The 21525-nt window shown below is 61.7% G+C and carries 24 protein-coding genes; 11 read left to right on the forward strand and 13 right to left on the reverse strand.

All coding sequences use genetic code 11. The annotated features are described in order from the left end of the window. Nucleotide 1: 1 nt before the first annotated feature. From ACT7DV_RS18015 to ACT7DV_RS18035, 5 genes are all read right to left on the reverse strand, one after another. On the reverse strand, nt 2–1057 hold the full coding sequence (locus tag ACT7DV_RS18015; protein ID WP_060701206.1) for a pseudouridine synthase: 1056 nt from the start codon (nt 1055–1057) through the stop codon (nt 2–4). A 99-nt stretch (nt 1058–1156) separates the two neighbouring features. Beyond that, on the reverse strand, nt 1157–1747 hold the full coding sequence (scpB, locus tag ACT7DV_RS18020) for an SMC-Scp complex subunit ScpB (protein WP_060701205.1): 591 nt from the start codon (nt 1745–1747) through the stop codon (nt 1157–1159). Further along, nucleotides 1740–2639 (reverse strand): segregation and condensation protein A, encoded by a 900-nt coding sequence (locus ACT7DV_RS18025; protein WP_444664683.1) that lies wholly within the window; start codon nt 2637–2639, stop codon nt 1740–1742. The genes scpB and ACT7DV_RS18025 overlap by 8 nt, the downstream gene beginning before the upstream one ends. Continuing rightward, nucleotides 2639–3535, reverse strand: coding sequence for a ParA family protein (locus ACT7DV_RS18030; RefSeq protein WP_060701201.1), 897 nt, complete (start codon nt 3533–3535; stop codon nt 2639–2641). The genes ACT7DV_RS18025 and ACT7DV_RS18030 overlap by 1 nt, the downstream gene beginning before the upstream one ends. Nucleotides 3536–3732: 197 nt before the next feature. After that, nucleotides 3733–3894, reverse strand: a complete 162-nt coding sequence (locus tag ACT7DV_RS18035) for a hypothetical protein (protein ID WP_444664685.1) — start codon at nt 3892–3894, stop codon at nt 3733–3735. 16 nt (nt 3895–3910) lie between these two features. Here ACT7DV_RS18035 and ACT7DV_RS18040 point away from each other — a divergent pair, with 16 nt between their 5' ends. The 3 genes from ACT7DV_RS18040 to ACT7DV_RS18050 all read left to right on the forward strand — a co-directional run bounded on the left by ACT7DV_RS18040 (nt 3911) and on the right by ACT7DV_RS18050 (nt 5174). Further along, a complete protein-coding gene (locus ACT7DV_RS18040) occupies nt 3911–4099 on the forward strand; it encodes a hypothetical protein (protein WP_444664686.1) in 189 nt (62 codons plus the stop codon). A 35-nt stretch (nt 4100–4134) separates the two neighbouring features. Beyond that, a complete protein-coding gene (locus ACT7DV_RS18045) occupies nt 4135–4728 on the forward strand; it encodes a TIGR03086 family metal-binding protein (RefSeq protein ID WP_444664688.1) in 594 nt (197 codons plus the stop codon). 95 nt (nt 4729–4823) lie between these two features. Beyond that, nucleotides 4824–5174, forward strand: coding sequence for a VOC family protein (locus ACT7DV_RS18050; protein WP_444664690.1), 351 nt, complete (start codon nt 4824–4826; stop codon nt 5172–5174). 16 nt (nt 5175–5190) lie between these two features. Here the strand turns inward: ACT7DV_RS18050 and ACT7DV_RS18055 are convergent, their stop codons facing one another. The 3 genes from ACT7DV_RS18055 to ACT7DV_RS18065 form a co-directional block, all read right to left on the reverse strand. Next, nucleotides 5191–5634, reverse strand: coding sequence for a cytidine deaminase family protein (locus ACT7DV_RS18055; protein ID WP_444664692.1), 444 nt, complete (start codon nt 5632–5634; stop codon nt 5191–5193). Continuing rightward, nucleotides 5631–6287 (reverse strand): GDSL-type esterase/lipase family protein, encoded by a 657-nt coding sequence (locus tag ACT7DV_RS18060; RefSeq protein ID WP_444664693.1) that lies wholly within the window; start codon nt 6285–6287, stop codon nt 5631–5633. The genes ACT7DV_RS18055 and ACT7DV_RS18060 overlap by 4 nt, the downstream gene beginning before the upstream one ends. An 82-nt stretch (nt 6288–6369) precedes the next feature. Further along, entirely contained in the window at nt 6370–7668 is a 1299-nt protein-coding gene (locus ACT7DV_RS18065) for a cation:dicarboxylate symporter family transporter (protein ID WP_444664695.1), read from the reverse strand. 179 nt (nt 7669–7847) lie between these two features. Between ACT7DV_RS18065 and ACT7DV_RS18070 the strand changes: the two genes are divergently transcribed. Both ACT7DV_RS18070 and ACT7DV_RS18075 read left to right on the forward strand, forming a co-directional pair. Then, nucleotides 7848–9545 carry an ATP-binding protein gene (locus tag ACT7DV_RS18070; RefSeq protein WP_444664697.1) on the forward strand — a complete coding sequence of 566 codons (1698 nt, stop codon included), beginning with the start codon at nt 7848–7850 and terminating at the stop codon, nt 9543–9545. A gap of 14 nt (nt 9546–9559) precedes the next feature. Then, a complete protein-coding gene (locus tag ACT7DV_RS18075) occupies nt 9560–10309 on the forward strand; it encodes a response regulator (protein ID WP_444664699.1) in 750 nt (249 codons plus the stop codon). Nucleotides 10310–10318: 9 nt separating this feature from the next. On the opposite strand, the gene ACT7DV_RS18080 is transcribed toward ACT7DV_RS18075, so the two are convergent. Then, on the reverse strand, nt 10319–12235 hold the full coding sequence (locus ACT7DV_RS18080) for an AMP-binding protein (RefSeq protein WP_444664701.1): 1917 nt from the start codon (nt 12233–12235) through the stop codon (nt 10319–10321). A gap of 185 nt (nt 12236–12420) precedes the next feature. Between ACT7DV_RS18080 and ACT7DV_RS18085 the strand changes: the two genes are divergently transcribed. The 6 genes from ACT7DV_RS18085 (at nt 12421) to ACT7DV_RS18110 (ending at nt 17604) form a co-directional block, all read left to right on the forward strand. Further along, on the forward strand, nt 12421–13068 hold the full coding sequence (locus ACT7DV_RS18085; RefSeq protein WP_444664703.1) for a GntR family transcriptional regulator: 648 nt from the start codon (nt 12421–12423) through the stop codon (nt 13066–13068). Between the two features lie 2 nt (nt 13069–13070). After that, on the forward strand, nt 13071–14588 hold the full coding sequence (locus ACT7DV_RS18090; RefSeq protein ID WP_444664705.1) for an MmgE/PrpD family protein: 1518 nt from the start codon (nt 13071–13073) through the stop codon (nt 14586–14588). A 1-nt stretch (nt 14589) separates the two neighbouring features. Then, nucleotides 14590–15519 carry a methylisocitrate lyase gene (gene prpB, locus ACT7DV_RS18095; protein ID WP_444664707.1) on the forward strand — a complete coding sequence of 310 codons (930 nt, stop codon included), beginning with the start codon at nt 14590–14592 and terminating at the stop codon, nt 15517–15519. 59 nt (nt 15520–15578) lie between these two features. Further along, nucleotides 15579–16718, forward strand: coding sequence for a bifunctional 2-methylcitrate synthase/citrate synthase (locus ACT7DV_RS18100; protein WP_060701188.1), 1140 nt, complete (start codon nt 15579–15581; stop codon nt 16716–16718). Between the two features lie 176 nt (nt 16719–16894). After that, nucleotides 16895–17392, forward strand: coding sequence for a DUF2975 domain-containing protein (locus tag ACT7DV_RS18105; protein ID WP_444664709.1), 498 nt, complete (start codon nt 16895–16897; stop codon nt 17390–17392). After that, nucleotides 17392–17604, forward strand: a complete 213-nt coding sequence (locus ACT7DV_RS18110; RefSeq protein ID WP_444664711.1) for a helix-turn-helix domain-containing protein — start codon at nt 17392–17394, stop codon at nt 17602–17604. The genes ACT7DV_RS18105 and ACT7DV_RS18110 overlap by 1 nt, the downstream gene beginning before the upstream one ends. Nucleotides 17605–17629: 25 nt before the next feature. Here ACT7DV_RS18110 and ACT7DV_RS18115 read toward each other — a convergent pair whose 3' ends face one another. The 4 genes from ACT7DV_RS18115 to ACT7DV_RS18130 all read right to left on the reverse strand — a co-directional run bounded on the left by ACT7DV_RS18115 (nt 17630) and on the right by ACT7DV_RS18130 (nt 21502). Continuing rightward, nucleotides 17630–18136 carry an 8-oxo-dGTP diphosphatase gene (locus ACT7DV_RS18115; protein ID WP_444664713.1) on the reverse strand — a complete coding sequence of 169 codons (507 nt, stop codon included), beginning with the start codon at nt 18134–18136 and terminating at the stop codon, nt 17630–17632. A gap of 2 nt (nt 18137–18138) precedes the next feature. Further along, nucleotides 18139–19062 (reverse strand): site-specific tyrosine recombinase XerD, encoded by a 924-nt coding sequence (gene xerD, locus ACT7DV_RS18120; protein ID WP_444664714.1) that lies wholly within the window; start codon nt 19060–19062, stop codon nt 18139–18141. Continuing rightward, nucleotides 19059–19697, reverse strand: coding sequence for an NUDIX domain-containing protein (locus tag ACT7DV_RS18125; protein ID WP_444664887.1), 639 nt, complete (start codon nt 19695–19697; stop codon nt 19059–19061). Before ACT7DV_RS18125 ends, xerD begins: the two co-directional genes overlap by 4 nt. Nucleotides 19698–19822: 125 nt before the next feature. Continuing rightward, nucleotides 19823–21502: a CTP synthase gene (locus ACT7DV_RS18130; RefSeq protein WP_060701183.1), complete on the reverse strand. Its 1680-nt coding sequence runs from the start codon at nt 21500–21502 to the stop codon at nt 19823–19825. Nucleotides 21503–21525: the final 23 nt, after the last annotated feature.

The following is a 21525-nucleotide window of genomic DNA, read 5'->3' on the forward strand; positions in this document are numbered from 1 at the left end:
GCTACATCCCCACCATGGCCATCAGGTGCCCGACTTCCTGGTTGCCCAGGGAGCGGATGGTGCCCTGTTTCTGGTCGCCGAGCAGGATTGGTCCCACGGCGACGCGCACCAGGCGCTGGACCGGGTGGCCCACGGCGTCGAACATGCGGCGCACAATGCGGTTGCGGCCCGAGTGCAAGGTGACCTCGACCATGACATGCTTCGGGGTGGTGGCGATGATCTTCAGGTCATCGACCTTGATCCAGCCGTCTTCCAGCTTGATGCCCTCGCGCAGCTGGTTGCTCACCGCGCGTGGCAATGGCCCAGGAATCTGCACCAGGTAGGTCTTGGGGACCTCGTACTTCGGGTGCTGCAGGCGGTTGGCCAGCTCCCCGTCGTTGGTCAAAATCAGCACGCCCTCGGTCTTGTAGTCCAGGCGTCCGACGTGGAACAGGCGCAGCGAGTGGTGCTCGTTCTTGAAGTAGTCGGCGATGGTGCGGCGGCCCTCGGGGTCATCCATCGTGCACATCACGTGCTTCGGCTTGTTGAAGACGAAGTAGCGGTTGGCCTGGTTCGTCTGGATGCGCATGCCGTCGACGTGGATGGAATCCTTGGCAGGATCCACGCGGGAGCCCAGCTCGACGACCAGGTTGCCGTTGACCTCGACGCGGCCTTCGAGGATCATTTCCTCGCAGACGCGGCGCGATGCGACGCCGGCGTTGGCCATGGCCTTCTGCAGGCGGATGCCGTCCTGCTGCTCGCCATTGATTTCGCGAGAGGCCTGGCTCTCGGCACGGGCCTGGGCGCGGGCGCGCTGGGTCGGGCGTGCGTAGTTGGTGGGCACGGAGTTGCCGAAGCGCTCCTTGCCGAAGGCGCGCTCGGAATTCTTGCGCGGGGCCGAGGTGTTGCGCTTGGCCGAATTCGATTTGGCGCCTGGCTTGCCCGAGGCAGACTTGTCGTGGGGCTTCTCGCCGAAGGACTTGCCGCCCTGCTGCTTGCCGCGTCCGCCTGCTGGCTTGCCGCCAAAATTGGAATTGTTGCCGCGTGGTGTGCGGCCGGAGGATGATCCCCTGCTCATGCTTCGCTATGTCCCTTGCTGTTGCGTTTCACTGCGCGGGCCCATGGATTGGGGGCTTCACGCGTGGTTAGTCCGTTGTGGCCGCCAGCTGGCTGCTACTTAGTCGTCGTAGGTTGCCGAATCGAGCGATTCAAGATCGGCCACCCCGGGAAGATACGGGGATAGCGCAGGCAACTCATCTAGCGAGCCCAATCCCAGTCGTTCCAGGAAGTATTCAGTGGTCTGGTACAGCGTTGCACCGCCGTCGCCAGTTTCCGGATACTCCGTGATCAATCCGCGGGTGAGCAATGTGCGCACCACAGAATCGACGTTTACACCTCGAATCGCCGAGATACGTCCACGCGAGACCGGCTGACGGTAAGCGATGACAGCCAAGGTTTCCAAGGCGGCCTGCGACAAGCGCGCGCTCTGCCCGTCGAGCACAAAGCTGGAGACGAAATCGGCGTAATCGCTGCGCGTATAGAAACGCCACCCGGAGGCGACACGACGCAGTTCAAATCCGCGCGGGCGATCCTTTCCATCATACTCGGTTGCCAGTTTCTCCAAAGCTTCGGCAACTCGCGCTGCCGGCACTTGGAAGATTTCGGCCAAACGCCCCGAGCTGACGGGGATATCAGCGACCATGAGCACCGCTTCCAGGCCCGATTCCAGGCCTCCTGGCAGCTGGTCAATGGGTGCAATCTCACTCATGATTCACCTCACCACCGCTCCCCTCATACTCGTCTTGTACTGCTTGGGCATCGAAGGAGGACTCCGAAGCCAGGGCGATCCGCAGCGGGCCGAGCGGGTCTTCTTGCTCAAAGCTGATCGCTCGTTGCCGGAACATCTCCAACAATGCCAGAAAACGCACCACAACCACCAGATGAACTGAAGCGTCGGCGACCAGCTCGCGGAAGTCCAGCGGTCCGCGCTCCTGCAGCAGGGCGGTGATGGACTCGGCTTCATCGGCAATCGTGACATTGGCCCCATGCAAGTGGCCGATTCCCACCTCAGTGATCGGCTCCGGCTTCGGCGCCAAAGCGCTGGCCGCCAAAGCTGCCAGGGCGTCGGGGCCAATGCTGAAAATCAATTCAGGCAGCAGGGAGGCAAACTGCGGTTCCAGGGAGACCTCGCGCGGATGACGCGAACCTTCAGCCTCGTAGCGCACGCCCAGGAATTCGGCGGCCTGCTTGAACGCCTTGTACTGCAATAGCCGGGCAAAGAGCAGGTCCCTGGCTTCGAGCAGCTCGAAATCCTCTTCATCAGCCATTTCCCCGCGCGGCAGCAAGCGGGCCGCTTTCAGATCCAGCAGGGTGGAGGCAACCACCAGGAATTCGGTGGTCTCATCGAGCACCTTCATCCCGTCATTGCCTTCGGCGACGCTGGCCTGCAGCTCGCGCAGGTAGGCAATGAATTCGTCGGTCACTTCCGCCAATGCCACTTCGGTGATGTCCAACTCGCGCTGCGTGATCAGGTGCAGCAGCACGTCAAAGGGCCCGTTGAAATTGTCCAGGGCAAGGCGAAAACCGCCAGACGATTCCTGCTCAGCTGCTGCTGGCTCGGCGGAATCGTTGGCGGTTTGCTCGGTGAGCGTGGTGCTCATTACGGGGCGCCACCGCGCCAAATCAATTCACGCGCCAGATTGCGGTAGGCCTCGGCACCGGGGTGGTTGGCCGCATAGGTGGTAATCGGCTCGGCAGCAACGTTGGCATCGGCGAATTTGATGGTTCGCTTGATCACCGTCTCGAAGAGCTTATCGCCGAAGGCCTCGTCCAGACGGGTGATCACTTCGCGGCTGTGCAGGGTACGCGCGTCGTACATGGTGGCCACCACGCCGTCGAGCTCCAAGACCTGGTTCAGCCGGTCCTTGACCTTGTCGATGGTTTCCATCAGCAGGGCCACGGCACGCAGGGCGAAGAATTCTGCAGTCAGCGGGATGATCACGCCATGGGCGGCGGTCAGCGCATTGATGGTCAGCAGGCCCAGCGATGGCTGGCAGTCGATCAGCACTACGTCATAATCGTCGATCACGTGGCGCAGCGCGCGCTCGAGAACCTGCTCGCGCGCGACCTCGTTGACCAGTTGGACTTCAGCGGCCGACAGGTCGATGTTCGCTGGCAACAGGTCGATGTTCTCCACATCGGTGTGCAAGATCGCGTCCGTGATTTTCACCTGGCGGTCCATCAGCACGTTGTAGACGGTGATGTCCATTTCATGCGGGTTGGTGCCGAACCCGGCGGACAGTGCGCCCTGCGGATCGAAGTCCACCAGCAGCACCTTGCGGCCGTACTCGGCGAGCGCGGCGGCCAGGTTGATGGTGGAGGTGGTCTTGCCGACCCCACCTTTCTGGTTCACCATGGCGATCACGCGTGCTGGGCCGTGCGATGGCAACGGTGCTGGCACCGGGAAATCTGTCAATGGCTTGCCAGTTGGACCCATCGGACGAGGCTCCTTGAGCATCCCCGCCCCGCGGTGCTTATTTCCCTGTTCCTCGCTCACGATGGGTAAACCACACTTCCCGTTCGATACACCAAATTCTTTGAGCTGTAGGCTCATTTCAAGGTTATCGGTCGAAGTAAAAGATCCCGGTTTTTTGGGTTCATTCACGGCGAGCCTTTACCTTGAACCTTAGCTCTAATGTTGTATGCGAGCTGGATGCGCACTGGCATTTCGCGAAAGGATACGACGAGCCCCATTTAGAAGTTCATCGGCCTGGGGGAAGCCGAGCCGTAGAGCGAGGAAGCCAGCGTTTCCGTACTGCTCCAGGCACAGCTGGATGCCTGGCGGCTGATCATCGTGCTCGATGACCGGGTCTGGTCCCCCAGCTGCAGCTGGCTGCAGGCGTAACCGACTGACATCCGCGAAACCGCGCTGGTGGTGGGACCGGATGAACCGGCCCCCGGGGCGACCCAGGCCCAAGCCCTGCACGATTACTGGGAGTACATCCAGTCGATCCTCGCTGCGCAACAGCTGCATCTGCCGGTCCACGAGCTGATGGCCCTGGAGCATGAAGTCCCGTTCGGCCCGCGCCTGCAAAACCTGCTGGCCGCGTCAGGCCATTGACCCTGCCTGGGATTGGGCAGGAGACTTGAACCATCATGAACAAGGATTCCCAGACCGTGCTCGCTTCCCTGGAGCACTCGTTGCAGCTCGGCGGCCGGCTCGTCGAGAACATTGCAGGCCCGCAGTGGAACGCGCCCACACCGTGCAGCGATTGGACGGTGCGCAAGCTGCTCGAGCATGTGGTGGGCATGAATCTGGTCTTCGCCGCCATGCTGTCCGGGCAGCGCCCACCCTCTCGCGATGCCGATGTGCTGGGCGAGGATCCGGCCGGGGCCTATGCCCGCTCAGCGCAGCTGCTGCTCGCCGCCTTTGGCGCCCCGGGGGTGCTTGAACAAAGTTTCCAGAGCCCGATGGGCACGGCCACCGGCTTCGAGCGGCTGCAGATCCGCAGCTACGATTTGCTCGCCCACCTCTGGGATCTGGCCCAAGCCACCGGCCAGGCGCTGGAGGATGATCCCGTGCTGGACTCCTCGGCGCAGCAGGCATGGGAATTCGCCCGCGGGCAGCTCGCTGATTCTCCGCGTTCCGGGCGCTTCGATCCCCCGCAACCGGTCGGCGATAAGGCACCGGCGCTGGACCGGCTCGCGGCGTTCCTCGGCCGGCCAGTGCCGTGGACCCCACACCGATAATTTGCCCTCGATCCGGAGAAGTCCTTGAACCGGGCGCACCCCGGTGGTCAAATGGTGCCACACACCAGGACCAGGCGGCGTGAGGGGCGAGGCAGATGTTCACGGGAATGCTCGGCAATTGCACGGTATCGGATGTGGCCCGCGCCGAGCACTGGTATGCCCGGCTCTTTGGCAGATCCCCCGATCAGCGGCCCATGGACGGATTGCTCGAATGGCATCTGGCCCCGGGCTACGGCGTCCAGGTATACTGCGAACCCGAACGCGCCGGGCACAGCACCCTGGTCTTGGAAGTTGCCGATCTCGACGCCCAGGCGTCGCGGCTGCTGGAATCGGGCATCGAGCATCACGGCCCGCAGCCCGGCGGCGGGGCGCGAATCCTGCAACTTCAGGATCCCGACGGCAACCGGGTAGTGCTCGCCTCCCCGTTGACCGGCCTCGCGCGCTGAGCCCGGCATCAGGAACTCAGGCTTGCTCTGCCGCCCAATCGAATGACAACGGCAGCAGCTCGCGAGCGCTTACGCTGCGCGGCCCGTTCGGGGTATCGACGATGACTCGCAGCTGCGGGTAGTTATCCGCCATCACCTGGCGGCAGCGACCGCACGGGTTCTTGATTCCGCGGCCCTCGTTGCCCACCGCAACTACCACCTGCGGATCCACGGCCCCGGCGGCACGGGCCACCCCGAAAGCCACCAGCTCGGCACAGGGCCCGCCGGTGAAGTGGTAGAAATTCACGCCCGCGTGCATCGTGCCGTTGGCAGCCAGCACCGCGGCGCCCATGGTGTGCACCCCGTCCCCGCCATCGGGCGCATCGGTGGTGGACTCGATGGTCTGCCGGGCCAGCTCGACCAGCGCTTTTTCGGCATCAGCCAGTTCTCGATAGTGCAGCCGGTACGGTGTCGCGTTCATGGCTCCAGCCTAGCTGCCACGTCCTGCAGCCAGGCATCCCACGCCCCGCTGGCCAGCCCGGCCAGCAAGTCGTATCCTGCGGCGCGTGGATGCGCCCCGTCATCGGCGGCCACTTCACCGCGCCACAGTTCATTGCCGGCCAGGTCTTCGTGGACGCCCAGATACGGCGCCATCTCCGAGCGGCAGAATGCCCGCATCTGCGCGTCCAGCTCAAGCAGTTCCGTGTTCAAGGCATCATCGGCGATCGCTGGCGGCCCGATCATCAATACCGGCCAGCTCCGTTCCCTGGCCGCACCCAGGATTGCCGCGAGGTTGGGGATCCGTTCTTCGGCCGCCACCCGTGGCTTCGCTCCCCAGCGGATGACGTCGTTGACGCCGAAGGAGAACACCACGCCCAGCGCATGGTCCCCTGGCGGAAAACGCGCAGCGCATTCGGCTTCGAATCGCTGCCTGATCATGGCGCTGGTATCGCCGCGCACCCCGAGGTTGTAGCCGGTAAGCTCGTAGCCGCGTTCGATTCCCCGCGCGATAAGCCGTCCTGCCCATCCGCGGTGGGTTTCATCGCCGACTCCCGCGACAAAAGAATCCCCGACGAAGCACACTCGCAGCGCTGCACCCATGATGTCCTCTCGACCGGTTGGCTGTCTGGCCACCCAAGTCCAATACTCCCAAAGATTCCAAGACGCAAAAAATCCGCTACCCGAACACTTCGGATAGCGGATTCTTCACTGCGGGCTAGTGGCCCTCGACGCTGGTTTCGTCGAACGGACGGTTGCCGGCCAGCACGGCCTTCGCCTGGTCCATGTCAATTTCCTTGGTCCACTTGCCGATCAGCAAGGTGGCCACGGCGTTGCCGGTGAAGTTGGTCAGCGCGCGGGCTTCGGACATGAACTTGTCGATGCCCACTATCACGCCCATGCCGTCCAGCAGTTCGGGACGGTGCGACTGCAGCCCGGCGGCCAAGGTGGCCAGGCCTGCTCCGGTCACGCCGGCCGCGCCCTTGGAAGCGACGATCATGAAGACCAGCAGGCCGACCTGCTCGCCCAGGTTCATCGGCATGCCCATGGCGGTCGAAACGAACAGGGCTGCCATGGTCAGGTAGATCGCGGTGCCGTCAAGGTTGAAGGAGTAGCCGGTTGGCACGGTGATGCCGACAACCGGCTTCGAAACACCGGCATGCTCCATCTTGGCGATCAGGCGCGGCAGGGCCGACTCGGAGGAGCTGGTGGAGAAGATCAGCAGGTATTCGCGGGCGAGGTACTTGAGCAGCAAGAAGATGTTCAGACCAGTCACCACGCGCAGCAAGGTGCCGAGGATGACGACGATGAACAGGGCGCAGGTCATGTAGAAGGCGCCCATCAGGATCGCCATGGAGCCGATAGCGGCCCAACCGGTGGCGCCGACTACTGCGGCAATGGCGCCGAAGGCACCAATCGGGGCAACCCACATGATCATCATCATCAGGCGGAAGACCACTGCCTGGATGTGCTTGATGCCGTTGAGCACCGGCTCGCCGGCCTTGCCCATGGACTGCAGCGCGAAGCCGACCAGCAGGGCCAGCACCAGAGTTGGCAGCACCGGGATGTCGCCCGGGATCAGTTCCAGCAGGAAGGCAACGGTGGCGTTGTCTCCCCCGCCGGTGCTCGCCTCATATGGCTCGAGCTTCAATCCGGATCCGGGGTGGATGATGTTGCCGACGACTAGGCCGATGGCCAGGGCGAAGGTGGACATGGTGATGAAGTACAGCAGCGCCAGGCCGCCGACCTTGCCGACCGTGGCGGCCTTGGCGATGGAGCCGACGCCGAGGGCGATGGTGCAGAAGATCACCGGGGCGATCAGCATCTTGATCAATGCCACGAAACCGGTGCCCAGGGGCTTGAGCGCTTTGCCGAGGTCAGGGGCGAGCAGTCCGACCGCTGCGCCGAGCACCACGGCGGCAATCACCATGATGTACAGCCAGTGGGTCCTGTCTTTTTTCTTAGTTCCGGCCTGGGCTGAGTTGCCGCCCGGCTTCATGTCGTCAGTGACAGTCATGTGGTTAGTCCTACCCTTGAAAAGTGCCTGCAACCGCCCCTGGCATCCTTGCCAAGCCGGTATTACGTAGAATCGTTCTGTTCAATGGTGCGCGCGGAAGTGATGTGCATCTCTATTGCGTTCATATTGGTCACGCAATAGCACTCCAAAGCAAGACACCGCAAGAGGAGGAGCGCAACATGACAGACCACTTCACGGACCTGTCCTCGCCCCGCGAGGCCCAGAACGATGCAATCCCCGCTCCCCTGAGCCGCAACGGCTGGTCTTTTGCGGTGCTGATCTTCGCCGCGCAAATGCTCGTGGTCATTTTGGTGGTCATTGGAATGGCGGTCTCCACCTACCAGCAACAGGCCCGGGTCATCCTCGACGACAAGCAAGCCACCGTTGCCACGATCTCCATTACGCTGGCCAACGACCCTTTCGTGGGCAACGCGCTGGCCGGCGACCATCCCTCGGAACTGCTGCAGCCCTATACCAACAAGATCCTGGACCGCGGCCAAGGCATCGATTTCATTTCGATCATGACCCCGGACACCAGGCGCGTCACCCACCCCAATCCCGAGCGGATTGGCCAAAACTACGCAGGTTCCACCAAGCAGGCGCTCTCCGGCCACACCTATAACGAGGTGGCGCTGGGAACCCTTGGCCGCTCGGTGCGGACCATTGCGCCGGTGTACCACGACGGAGAGCTTGTCGGGCTGGTGGCCACCGGAATCACCCTGGAAAACCTGCAGTCGATTTACCGCAGCGAGGTGCCGCAAATCCTGCTGGTTTCCGCACTCGCCCTAATCCTGGCCGGCTTCACCTCGTGGTGCTTCTCGCGCTACGTCAACCAGGCGACCTTGGGCTTCGGCCCGCATGGTCTGCGCCGGCTCTACGCCTTCTATTTCTCCGCGCTGCATTCGGTGCGCGAAGGGCTGGTGCTGCTCGATCGGCGGCATCGGATCGTGCTCTATAACCAAGAGGCCGCGAAATTGCTGGAATTGCCCGATGAAGTACCGCCTCATGGCCTGGATCTCGACCAGGTCCAGATGCCCGAAACCCTGCGCACGCTCATGGCCACCGGCCGCAGCTGCAAAGACGAAATCCATCTGGGAACCCGCAGCGTACTTTCCATTTCCCAAGGGCCCGCACGCTTGACCAACGCGGGATTGCCCCGGCGAGGCAGCGCTCCCCGGCGCTGGCTCGGCGTGCAGCCGCTCACCGGCCAGGTTCTGACCTTGCGCGACCTCACCGAGGTGCAGGAACTGGCCGGCGAGGTCCAGTCGCTGAAAACCTTCTCCACCGCCCTGCGAGCGCAAACCCATGAGCATGCCAACCGGCTGCACACCATCGCCACGCTGATAGAAAATGGCCAGAACAAGCGGGCCTTGGCCTTTGCGGTGGACGACCGGCAGCATTCGCAAAAGCTCACCGATGCCATCGTGCATTCCATCGATGACGCCTACCTCTCCAGCCTGCTGGTGGCCAAAGCCGCCCAAGCCCATGAGCGCGGAGTCCAACTGGATATCACCGCGCAGGGATTCATCCCTGCCGATGCGGTGGCAGCCAGCGACATGGTCACCATCGTGGGCAACCTCTTGGACAACGCCTTGGACGTTTCCGCCGGCACCACGGAATCCACCGTCTGGGTGGAGGTCACCGCGGGACATGGGGAACTGATCATATCCGTGGCCGATTCCGGGCCAGGCATTGAACCGGAATTCCTCGACCAGCTGCTGCGTTTCGGGGTGAGCACTAAAAAGGGGGCACAGCCGCGCGGACTGGGCTTGGCTCTGGTGCAGCAGGCCGTGCTGCGCCTAGGTGGCACAATGAATATTGACAATGATGCCGGGGCGATCTTCACCGTGACCCTTCCGCTAGAGTCCAGCAGCTAGCCAAGGAGAGTTCCATGACAGATCCCCGCATCGTCCCACCCGCCCCGTCTTCAAACGGCGAGGACATCGTTGTGCTCGTGGTCGACGACGAACCCGAAACCGCGGCATCCCACGCCAAGTACGTTAATCGGGTCCCCGGATTCGCGACCGGCGCGATCGCCAGCAACGGGCAAGAAGCACTGTCCCTGCTCACACGTGCCCGGAATTCAGGGGCCGCCTTCGATCTGGTCCTCCTTGACATGACCTTGCCCGATTTGCACGGGATCGACGTGGCCAAACGGATGCGCGGGTTGGGCCTGACCACCGACATCATCGCCATCACCGCGGTCCGCGATCTTGCCGTGGTCCGCTCCGCGGTCGCCACCGGCATCACCCAGTACCTCATCAAGCCATTCACCTTCGCGGCCTTCAGCGAGAAGCTGGAAAATCACCGCCGCTTCATCTCCACCATGCGGTCCACCGGGCCAGACACCAGCCAGGCCGCCTTGGACTTCGCCTTTTCCGCGCTGCGCACTTCTACCGCTTCCGCTTCCCTGCCCAAGGGCCTGATCCCGGAGACTTTGGCACAGATCATCGAGCATCTGGCCCGGCAGGCCGAACGCCGCTTTTCAGCCACCGAACTGGGCGAAGAGTTGGGCATCTCGCGGGTCACCGCGCGGCGCTATCTGGAGCACCTGTTCGAAACCAGGGCAGTGCTCAAACAACCGCGGCATGGCACCAGGGGCCGTCCGGAATATGAATACCGGGCAGCGGCTCGAAGCTAGGCCGCCAGCCTAGGCTTGCGCACGCAGCAGCGGCACCAAATCATCGAGAACTGCAGGGTCCTCGATGGTGGATGGAACGGTGTACTCCTTGCCGTCGGCAATCTGGCGCATGGTCTTGCGCAGGATTTTGCCCGAACGGGTCTTTGGCAACGCCGCGACCACAGTGACTTCGCGGAAGTCCGCCACGGCGCCGATCTGCTGGCGCACCAGGGCGACAATTTCCCGCGCCAAGGTTTCGTCGTCGATCTGAACGCCGGATTTGAGCACCACATAGCCACTGGCGCGCTGCCCCTTGAGCGCATCAGCCAGGCCGATCACGGCGCATTCCGCGACCGCCGGATGGCTGGCCAGCACCTGCTCGATGGCACCGGTGGACAACCGGTGCCCGGAAACGTTGATCACGTCATCGGTGCGGCCCATCACGAAGAGGTAGCCGTCCTCATCCAGGAACCCCGAGTCCCCGGTCAGGTAGCATCCCTCGATCTGCGCCAGATACGTGTCGATAAAGCGCTGGTCGTTGCCCCACAGCGTGGTCAAGGCACCAGGTGGCAACGGCAGGCGGACAACAATATTTCCTTCCTGGCCCGCCGGCAGCTCCTCGCCCAGGCCGTCGCGAATCTGCACTGCGAAACCAGGCACCGGGGTGGTGGGCGATCCCGCCTTGGCCGGCAGCACTTCCAGCCCCAGCGGATTCGCGGCGATCGGCCAACCGGTCTCGGTCTGCCACCAGTTATCCACCACGGGAATCCGCAGAAGTTCGGAGGCGAAGTGGAAGGTATCCGGGTCCAGGCGTTCTCCGGCGACAAACAGCGCACGCAGGCTGGACAAGTCATGGCTGGCGATCATCGCGCCCTGCGGATCCGCCTTGCGGACGGCACGCAACGCAGTTGGCGCGGTGAACATCGTTGTGACCCCGTGGTCCTTAATTATGCGCCCAAAAACTCCGGCATCGGGCGTGCCCACCGGTTTGCCTTCATAAAGCACCGTTGTGGCGCCGGCGATCAGCGGCGCGTACACAATGTAGGAGTGGCCGACGACCCAGCCGACATCGGAGGCGGTGAACATTGTGTCCCCGGGATGCACATCGTAGATTGCGTTCATCGAGTATTGCAGCGCTGTGCCGTAGCCACCGGTATCGCGGACCACTCCCTTCGGCGCCCCGGTGGTGCCCGAGGTATACAGCACGTAGAGCGGGTGGGTTGATGGCACGGGCACGGCCGCGGCGGGTGTTGCCTGCTGCGCCTGCTCATCCCAGTCCAGCCAATTGACCTGTTGTCCGTTGATCGGCTGATTCCGGTATTCGGCGAGGCCATGCTCGAACCCATCGCGGTGGGCCACGATCACGTCCCTAACCGCTGGTTCCGCCAGGGACAGCGCCTCGGCCACCGCCGGCAGGTATTCGATGCGCCGGCTTGGCTCGATGCCGCCGGAGGCGGTGACCACCGCGACCGGCGCGCAGTCGGTAATGCGGGCTGCCAGTTCCTTCGGGGCAAAGCCGCCAAAGACCACCGAATGCACGGCACCGAGTCGGGCGCAAGCGAGCATGGCGATCACGGCCTGCGGGATCATCGGCAAGTAGATCAGCACCCGATCCCCCATGCCGACCCCGCGCCCTGCCAATACGCCGGCAAAGGTTTCGACTTCGCTCAGCAGCTGCGCGTAGGTGTAGCTGATGACACTGCCCAGCATCGCTGAATCGTGGATCAGTGCGGTGTGATCTGCACGGCCGGCGGCAACATGCCGGTCGAGCGCATTGCTGGAAAGGTTGAGCTTACCGTCGGGGAACCAGGAATAGAGCGGCTTGCGCGAATCGTCGATGGCTATTTGCGGCACCGTGTCCCATTGGAGATCCTGGGCCGCTTGCAGCCAGAAAGTGGCGGGGTCGTTGGTGGCCTGGGCGAAGGCCCGGCGGTATTCCTGTGCCATTGTTCTTTCCTCCCGGCACCGGGCGTCATTGCCCGGCCCCTGCGTGGTGACTAAGGTCGCCCTCGTCGTCAACTCTATGAGCCAATTCATACCACCACAAGGTTTATGTATACATAACTTGAAAAGATTTTGGGAAATTTTGTCACATCTCCCAAATTTTCACCCTTCGTGTATACAATTGCAGCATGAGAGCAAGCGACAAGGTCTACGAGATCCTGCGCGCCGACATTGTCGAATGGCGCTTGGCTCCGGGCACCGTACTTGCAGAAGTCGAGCAGTCAGAACGCCTGGGCGTTTCGCGCACACCGGTTCGCGAGGCGCTGGGGCGGCTGGTCGCCGATGGACTGGCGGTAGCGCAACGCGGACGAGGCACGGTTGTCTCGGAGGTCAGCGAAGACCACGTTGAAGACCTGTTTGTCCTGCGCGTAGCGCTGGAATGCGCCAGCGCCCGGCAGGCCGCCAGCTCAGCGCAGCGAGCAATCTTCGTCGAACTGGCGCAACGTTTTGAGGCCGCCGCCCTTGAAATCGAGTTCCCTGGATCCCGCGAATCCTACTACCAGCTGGTGCAGCTGCTCGACGATTCCATCGACGAAGCTGCGAACAACAAATACCTGTCCAACGCATTGCGCACCCTCCGGGTTCAGCTGCAACGGATTCGGCGCATGGCCAAGGACAACCCCCAACGGCTCAAGGCCTCGGCCGGCGAACATGCTGCCATAGCGCGGGCGATCGCCAGCGGAAATCCCGAGGTTGCCGCGGCGGCCACCACAGTTCACCTGCACCAATCCTTCACCCACATCATGGCCCACGCGGCCGGATCAGAAAGGCAATGACCATGATCAAGCACCCTGTACGCGTATACCGTTCCGAGGAAAACCTGGCTCGCGAAGACCAGCTGGCGCATAAGATCGCCACGGTGGCCGCCGATCCGGTAGAGGTCACCGCAGAAGTGACCGACATGATCATCAACCGCATCATCGACAATGCCTCGGTAGCCATCGCTTCGCTGAACCGCGGACCGATCATTGCCGCCCGCGCCCAGGCACTGACCCACGCCCCATCCACCGGTGGGGCGGGCGCCAGCGTCTTCGGCATCTCCGAGAAGGTCTCCCCGGAATGGGCGGCCTGGGCCAACGGCGTGGCCGTGCGCGAACTGGACTATCATGACACCTTCCTGGCCGCCGAATACTCGCACCCGGGCGACAACATCCCGCCGATCCTGGCCGTCGCCCAGCACACCGGCGCCTCGGGCAAGGACCTGATCCGCGGCATCGCCACCGGCTACGAAATCCAGGTGGACCTGGTCAAGGCCATCTGCCTGCACAAGCACAAGATCGACCATGTCGCGCACCTGGGCCCATCGGCCGCCGCCGGCATCGGCACCCTGCTGGGCCTGGATGTCGAAACCATCTTCCAGGCCGTGGGACAGGGCCTGCACACCACCACCGCCACCCGCCAGTCGCGCAAGGGCGAAATCTCCACCTGGAAGGCCCACGCCCCGGCCTTCGCCGGCAAGATGGCCGTCGAGGCCGCGGACCGTGCGATGCGCGGCCAGACCTCCCCAGTGCCAATCTACGAGGGCGAAGACGGCGTCATCGCCTGGATGCTCGATGGCAAGGATGCCGCCTACGAGGTGCCGCTGCCGGAGGCCGGCGAAGCCAAGCGCGCCATCCTGGACACGTACACCAAGGAGCACTCGGCCGAGTACCAGGCCCAGGCCTGGATCGACCTGGCCCGCAAGCTGCACGGCGAGCACCCGGAAGCCACCGACCCGAAGAACGTCACCTCGGTACTGATCAAGACCAGCCACCACACCCACTACGTCATCGGCTCCGGCGCGAACGACCCGCAGAAGTACGATCCCACCGCCAGCCGCGAAACCCTGGACCACTCGATCCCGTACATCTTCACCGTGGCCCTGCAGGATGGCGCATGGCACCACGTGGATTCCTACTCCCCAGAACGTGCCGGCCGCGCCGACACCGTGGAACTGTGGCACAAGGTCACCACCGAAGAAGATGCGCAATGGACCCGCCGCTACCACTCGCTGGACATCGCCGAGAAGGCCTTCGGCGGCTCGGTGGAGATCACCCTGGCCGATGGCACCGTGATCACCGATGAAATCGCCGTGGCCGACGCGCACCCGCTGGGCGCCCGTCCTTTCGCCCGCGAGCAGTACATCAACAAGTTCCGCACCCTGGCCGCCGGCCTGGTGGACGAAGCCGAGATCGACCGCTTCATCGCGGCCGCAGAAAACCTTGAAAACCTGGCCGCCGGCGAACTGGACCAGCTGAACATCGCCGCCGCAGCGGGCGTCATCGACGCAGCGGCCGCACCGAAGGGCTTGTTCTAGCATGCTGTACTCGACAAAAACCCCCGCGGCAAAGCGCCTGGCGCTGCGCGAAATGCTCACCCCGGGGGCCGCCCGCCAGTTCCCCGGCGCCTTCAACCCGCTCTCGGCCAGGCTGATCAGCGAGAAGCAGTTCGACGGCCTCTACATTTCCGGTGCGGTGCTCGCCAACGACCTGGGCCTGCCGGATATCGGCCTGACCTCGCTGACCGAGGTGGCTACGCGTGCCGGGCAGATCGCCCGCATGTCCGACCTGCCCGCGATCGTGGATGCCGATACGGGATTCGGCGAGCCGATGAACGTGGCCCGCACCATCCAGGAACTCGAATACGCCGGACTTGCCGGGTGCCACATCGAGGACCAGTTCAACCCGAAGCGCTGCGGACACCTGGACGGCAAGAATGTGGTGGACACCGACACCATGCTCAAGCGCATCGCCGCTGCGGCCGACGCACGCATCGATGAGAACTTCCTGATCATGGCCCGCACCGACATCCGTGCGGTGGAGGGCCTGGATTCGGCCATCGACCGGGCCAAGGCGATGGTCGACGCCGGAGCCGACGCGATCTTCCCGGAGGCGATGAAAAACGTCGCCGAGTTCGAGGCAGTGTGCAACGCCGTGGATGTGCCGGTGCTGGCGAATATGACCGAGTTCGGCAAGTCCGAGCTATTCAACCGCCGGGAACTGGCAGATGCCGGTGTCGCGCTGATCATCTACCCGGTCACCCTGTTGCGCAGCGCCATGGGCGCGGCCGAGCGGGTGCTGGATGCCATCAGCGAGGATGGCACCCAGCAGCGCGAAGTGGATAACATGTTAACTAGGTCACGCCTCTACGAGCTCGTGGACTATGAAGCCTACAACCGCTTTGATACCGGAATCTTCAATTTCCAGGTCCCGACCTTGGACATTGATTCCAATAGCGCCAACCTCTAGATTCGCACCATAGCAGTATCTCCAATGCATTATTTCTCCGGCAATGAAGAGGAGCAAGAATGACTACCCCCGAGGAAATCAAAAAGGGCCTAGCAGGCGTTGTCGTTGACTATACCGCCGTCTCCAAGGTCAACCCGGAAACGAACTCGCTGTTGTATCGCGGTTATCCCGTGCAGGACCTGGCCGCTAACAAGTCCTTCGAAGAGGTCGCACTGCTCTTGTGGACCGGGGAATTGCCGAGCCAGAGCGAATTGACCGAGTTCACCGCCTTCGAACGCGCCAACCGCGCTTTGGATCCGCGGGTCAAAGCCGCCATTGATCTGCTGCCCGCCGACTGCCACCCCATGGATGTCGGACGCACCGCGGTGTCGGTGATCGGCGCAAACCACCCCGAGGCAGGCAACTCCTCACCCGAGGCCGAACTACTCAAGGCCAAGGAACTGTTCGCTGCTTTCCCGGCAGTGGTTGCCTACGACCAGCGCCGTCGCCGCGGCCTGGAGATAGTCGCCCCGCGTGAAGACCTGGACTACTCGTCCAACTTCTTGTGGATGACCTTTGGCGAAGAAGCCGCCCCGGAGGTTGTCGATGCTTTCCGCGTGTCCATGGTGCTCTATGCAGAACACTCTTTCAACGCCTCGACCTTCACCGCCCGAGTAATCACTTCGACCCTGTCGGATCTCCATTCGGCGGTCACTGGGGCCATTGGAGCGTTGAAGGGTCCGCTGCATGGTGGAGCCAACGAAGCGGTGATGCACACCTTTACCGAGATCGGCATCAACAAGGACGAATCTCGCGAAGATGCCGCGAAGCGCGCCAAGGCCTGGATGGTGGAAGCACTGGCCGCGAAGAAGAAAGTCATGGGCTTCGGGCACCGTGTTTACAAGCACGGCGACTCGCGCGTCCCGACCATGAAGGCCGCATTGGACCGGATGATTGAACACTACGATCGCCACGAAATACTGGGATTGTACGATGGCCTGGAAGCTGCCATGGATGAAGCCAAATCCATCAAGCCAAACCTGGATTACCCGGCCGGCCCGACCTACCACCTCATGGGCTTTGACACCGAGATGTTCACCCCGATCTTCATTGCGGCACGCATTACCGGCTGGACGAGCCATATCTTCGAACAGCGCGCAGCCAACGCGCTGATCCGACCGCTCTCCGCCTATAACGGCTCGGAGCAGCGAGCACTGTAAAAAGTTCAGCTCACAACAAGGGCCGCGGGGACGAAGCAAGCACTTCCTCCTCGTGGCCCTTGCCACGCCCAGGACCGGAGTGCACCAGTTGGCCGCCGCGCAGGCTTGCAGTATCGAACGAATCAACCTATCGTTTAACGATAGAAACACTTCGAAGAACGATAAGGTAACTTGCCATGGGAAAATTCAGCATTGTCGGGTTGAAGATAATTCTGGCTGTGATTCTAGCTGGCACGTTCTTTGTTCAGCTATTCATGATCCCGATGATTTTCATCCACGAGTCACCGAGCGACGGGACGGAGAAGTTCTTTCAAGGCTCCTTCCTCAGCTACCTTTTTCTCGCAGGTCTCATCATTGAAACCTGCGTTTACTGCGTGTGGAAATTAGCGACGAGAGTCAAACGCGGGACTGTTTTCGACCCGGCCTCTTTGGGTTATGTAACGCCCATCATCATCGCTTTCGCGGTCGGCGCCTTGGCCACGCTTGCACTCGGCGCCATCTTCGCTGCCAGCACCGAAATAGCCCCCGGCGTTGTGCTTCTTGTCGGTGGGGCCGGACTCCTGATGATCGGCATCAGCATCATTGTGCTCGTCCTGCGCCAGCTGCTCGAACAAGCGGCAATGACCGAAGCCCAAGCTGCCGAACTTCGCACCGAATTGGGTGGCGTTATCTGATGGGAATCCGAGTAGATATCGACGTGATGCTAGCCAGGCGAAAAATGGGGGTTGGCGAACTATCAGAGAAGATCGGCATCACGCCTGCGAATCTTGCCGTGCTCAAGAACGGACGGGCCAAGGCAGTCCGGTTTAGCACCTTGGAAGCATTGTGCCGTGAATTGGATTGCCAACCTGGCGACCTGCTGATTTTTGAACCCGACGCCGGCTAGGACAGAGGACGGGATCGGATCAAGATCAATCCCATGGGTCAAAATCAATCGTTTGCACCGAGATGTTGTCGGAGGCCAGAACTATCCTTGCGGTGAACCTCTGGCCGGCGGCCAGCTGGGGCAGCCATGTTTTCGAGTCCTGCCACATCTGATCGACGGGCAATTGGTCGATGCGGAACCACAACGGTTCGAGCTCGTCGCTGCTGGCTGCTTGCCCCTCGGCAGATCGCGCGATAAAGGTCATGCAGTCCATGTCAGCGGCGGGCAGCGAACTGAATCTGAATTCAATTCTTGCTGCCAGTTGCAGGTCCGGGCCAGAGACCCTCAGGCCCGTTTCTTCGAAAAATTCCCGAACAGCGGCTTGCCTGCTCGACTCCCCCGGTTCATTTTTCCCTCCGGGAAGGACGATCTTTCCTTGCCCGAATCCGCGCAACTTTCGTCCCAGCAGAATTTGGGCATGCCCATCCCGTTCAGCGAGCAAGGCAACCAACGCCACCGGGCGAGGATTAGACGAGTGGCTATTCCCAGACATGGTCATTCAACCCTTGGATGCGCCAGTTGATAGGACTCACGCAGCGAGTCCACCGTCACTTTGGTATAGATCTGCGTTGTAGTCACTGAAGCGTGGCCCAGAAGTTCTTGTACTACACGAACATCGGCACCGCCCTCTAATAAGTGGGTGGCGAACGAGTGGCGCAAGGTATGCGGCGAAACTTCAACATTGATTCCCGATCGCTGCGCAGCCTTGCTGATCAACAGCCAAACGGACTGTCGAGACAGCCGGCCACCGCGCTGATTGAGAAAGAGCGCAGGCGTGCCCTTGCCCTTCAGCGCCAACCCAGGTCGCGAACGCACCAGGTAGTCGCTGACCGCTTGCTGCGCGTAACCGCCAACGGGAACGATGCGTTCCTTGGACCCCTTGCCGAAGAGCCGGACCACCGCGTCGTCGGCAAAATGAAGATCATCCACGTCTAGATCGACCACTTCAGAAATTCGAGCACCGGTGGCATACAAGAATTCCAGAATCGCACGATCACGCAGGCCCGCCGGAGTTTCGGTACTGATCGAATCCAGCAGTCGAATTACCTGCGCAATGGAAATCGCTTTTGGCAGTGATTGCCCGATTGCCGGCGGCTGAATCTCGCGTGCCGGATTGGGCACGCAAATCCCTTCCAGCTCCCAGTACTTGTGCAACTGCCGTATGGCCACTGCATGCCTGGCCACGGACCTCGCACCCAAGGGCTTATGGTCCTCGTCGCCACGGGAAAGCTCTTGCAGATAACCGCTAATGGTGGCCTCGGTGATTTGCTGTGGATCGTTCACGTTATAGGTTTGCAGCACGTCTGCATAACGGGATAGGTCCCGGCGGTACGATGCAAGCGTATTCTCGGCTAGGCCTCGTTCGATGGCCAGGTGCTGCAAGTAGCGCTTGACCGCCTGCTCAAAGCCGTCGCTCATCCTTCGCGCAGATTGGGGTGAACCTCGAATGGTTCATTCGCGTCGCGCAAATTGGTGTACTTGCTAGCTCGTGCAGCTTGAGCAGCCAGGAGCGCGATCATTGCCGTTGGATTGTGAATTTTACCGGCTAGTACTGCGGCAACAGCTTCTTCCAATGGAACCCAGGTGCTGATCATTTCAGCTTCTTCTTCGGTGCGTTCATGCCGCTGCTCCTCCGGCACGAGCTGCGGTTCGCGTGCTAGATATACTCGCACGGCCTCTGATGACGAGCCTGGCGAAAGAAAGACATCAGTCAAAATTGACCAATGATTTGCCGATCGGTCCGCTTCTTCCCAGAGCTCACGCTTGGCTGCATCCAACGGTGCCTCGCCCTCGACATCCAACAGCCCCGCAGGAATCTCCCATAAGCGCATCCCGACTGGATGGCGATACTGATTGATCATCAGCACTCGCTCGTCATCATCCATCACCAATACACTGACGGCGCCAGGGTGGTTGATGTAATCACGTTCAATGGTTCCGCCAGTCTCTGAAAGCTTCACCGAATCGTGGATGACGTTCCAAATTCGCCCTTCGTACACTGTTTCCCGGCCCAGTAATTCGCGCGGAGAGAATTCGTCGGAAATTGGAGGCATCGACACCAGGTTCGTCCTTTGGTAGGTAATAGCTGTCCTTCAATTCCAAGCTTAAACAGCCGCGCGCCGGTCAAGAGTAACCGGCGCGCGAGTGCTTGCAGAGAATTCACTCTGCCCGAAATTTGCTAGCTGCGCTGATCCAAGGCAGCAGCAACAAGACCAGCGAACATCGGGTGCGGCCGTGTCGGGCGGCTGGAGAGCTCCGGGTGCGCCTGAGTGGAGACGTAGTAAGGGTGAACATCCTTTGGAAGTTCGACAAATTCTACAAGGCTGCCATCTGGCGAAGTGCCGGAGAAGACCAGTCCAGCTTCTTCCAGCTGCGCGCGGTACGAGTTGTTGACCTCGTAACGGTGACGGTGGCGTTCTGCTACGTCGGTTGTGCCATAGGTTTCGGCCAGGACCGACCCTTCAGCCAGCTTTGCCTCATAAAGGCCAAGGCGCATGGTTCCGCCCAGGTCGCCCTTGCCATCCACGATCTCCAGCTGCTCCTCCATGGTCGCGATGACCGGGGTGGTGGTATCTGGATCGAATTCGGTGGACGAAGCGCCTTCAAGGCCAGCAACGTTTCGTGCGTATTCGATGACCATGGACTGCAGGCCAAGGCAAAGACCGAGGGTAGGCAGCTTGTTCTCACGAGCGAAACGCAGTGCGCCCAGCTTGCCTTCGAGGCCGCGAATGCCGAAGCCACCTGGCACGCAGATTGCTTCAACGCCAGCGAGAGCCTTGGCAGCTCCTGCTTCAGTGGCGCATTCATCTGCTGGAACCCAGCGAATGTTGACCTTGGCGTTGTTAGCGAATCCACCGGCGCGCAATGCTTCGGTCACCGAAAGGTAGGCGTCCGGAAGGTCGATGTACTTGCCAACCAGAGCTACGGTCAGCTCAGTGCTTGGGTTATGCACAACGTCCAGCAGGCGGTCCCACGAGCTCCAATCGACATCGCGGAACTTCAGTTCCAAAGTCTGCACGATGTAGGCGTCCAGGCCCTGAGCGTGGATGACCTTGGGGATGTCGTAGATGCTCGGGGCATCAGCGCAGTTGATGACAGCTTCGGTGTCCACGTCGCAAGTGCGTCCGAGCTTGGCCCGCATCTCCGCAGGAATCGGACGATCGGAACGGATGACCAATGAGTCTGGCTGAATGCCAATGGATCGCAACGCAGCTACGGAGTGCTGGGTTGGCTTGGTCTTCAGCTCATGGCTCGGGCCAATGAATGGAACCAGGGATACATGCACGAAGAAAGCGTTCTTGCGGCCGATGTCCTGTCGAACCTGGCGCGCTGCTTCCAAGAATGGCTGGGATTCGATATCGCCAACAGTGCCACCGATTTCGGTGATGATCACATCTGGAGCTGATTTGCCGGCGGCAGGATCAGTGGCAGCCAAGCGCATACGGCGCTTGATTTCATCCGTGATGTGCGGGATCACCTGGACGGTATCGCCCAAGTACTCGCCGCGACGTTCACGTTCCAGAACGGTTGAATACACTTGACCGGTAGTTACGTTGGCGGTTCCAGGAAGATTCTCATCCAGGAAGCGCTCATAGTGTCCGATATCCAGATCGGTTTCTGCGCCATCGTCAGTGACGAAGACTTCACCGTGCTGGAATGGGTTCATAGTACCTGGATCGACGTTCAGGTAGGGATCGAGCTTCTGCATGGTCACTGAGAGACCACGAGCTCGAAGTAGATGTCCAAGGCTGGATGCCGTCAATCCCTTACCAAGGGAAGAGGCCACACCGCCGGTGACGAAGATATGCTTTGTCGTTTCAGACGACCGAGAATCACGAGTTGAATTACGCTGCACCACGGGATTTCATCCTATCACCATTC

Source organism: Glutamicibacter sp. TV12E (assembly GCF_052441935.1).
Lineage (GTDB): Bacteria > Actinomycetota > Actinomycetes > Actinomycetales > Micrococcaceae > Glutamicibacter.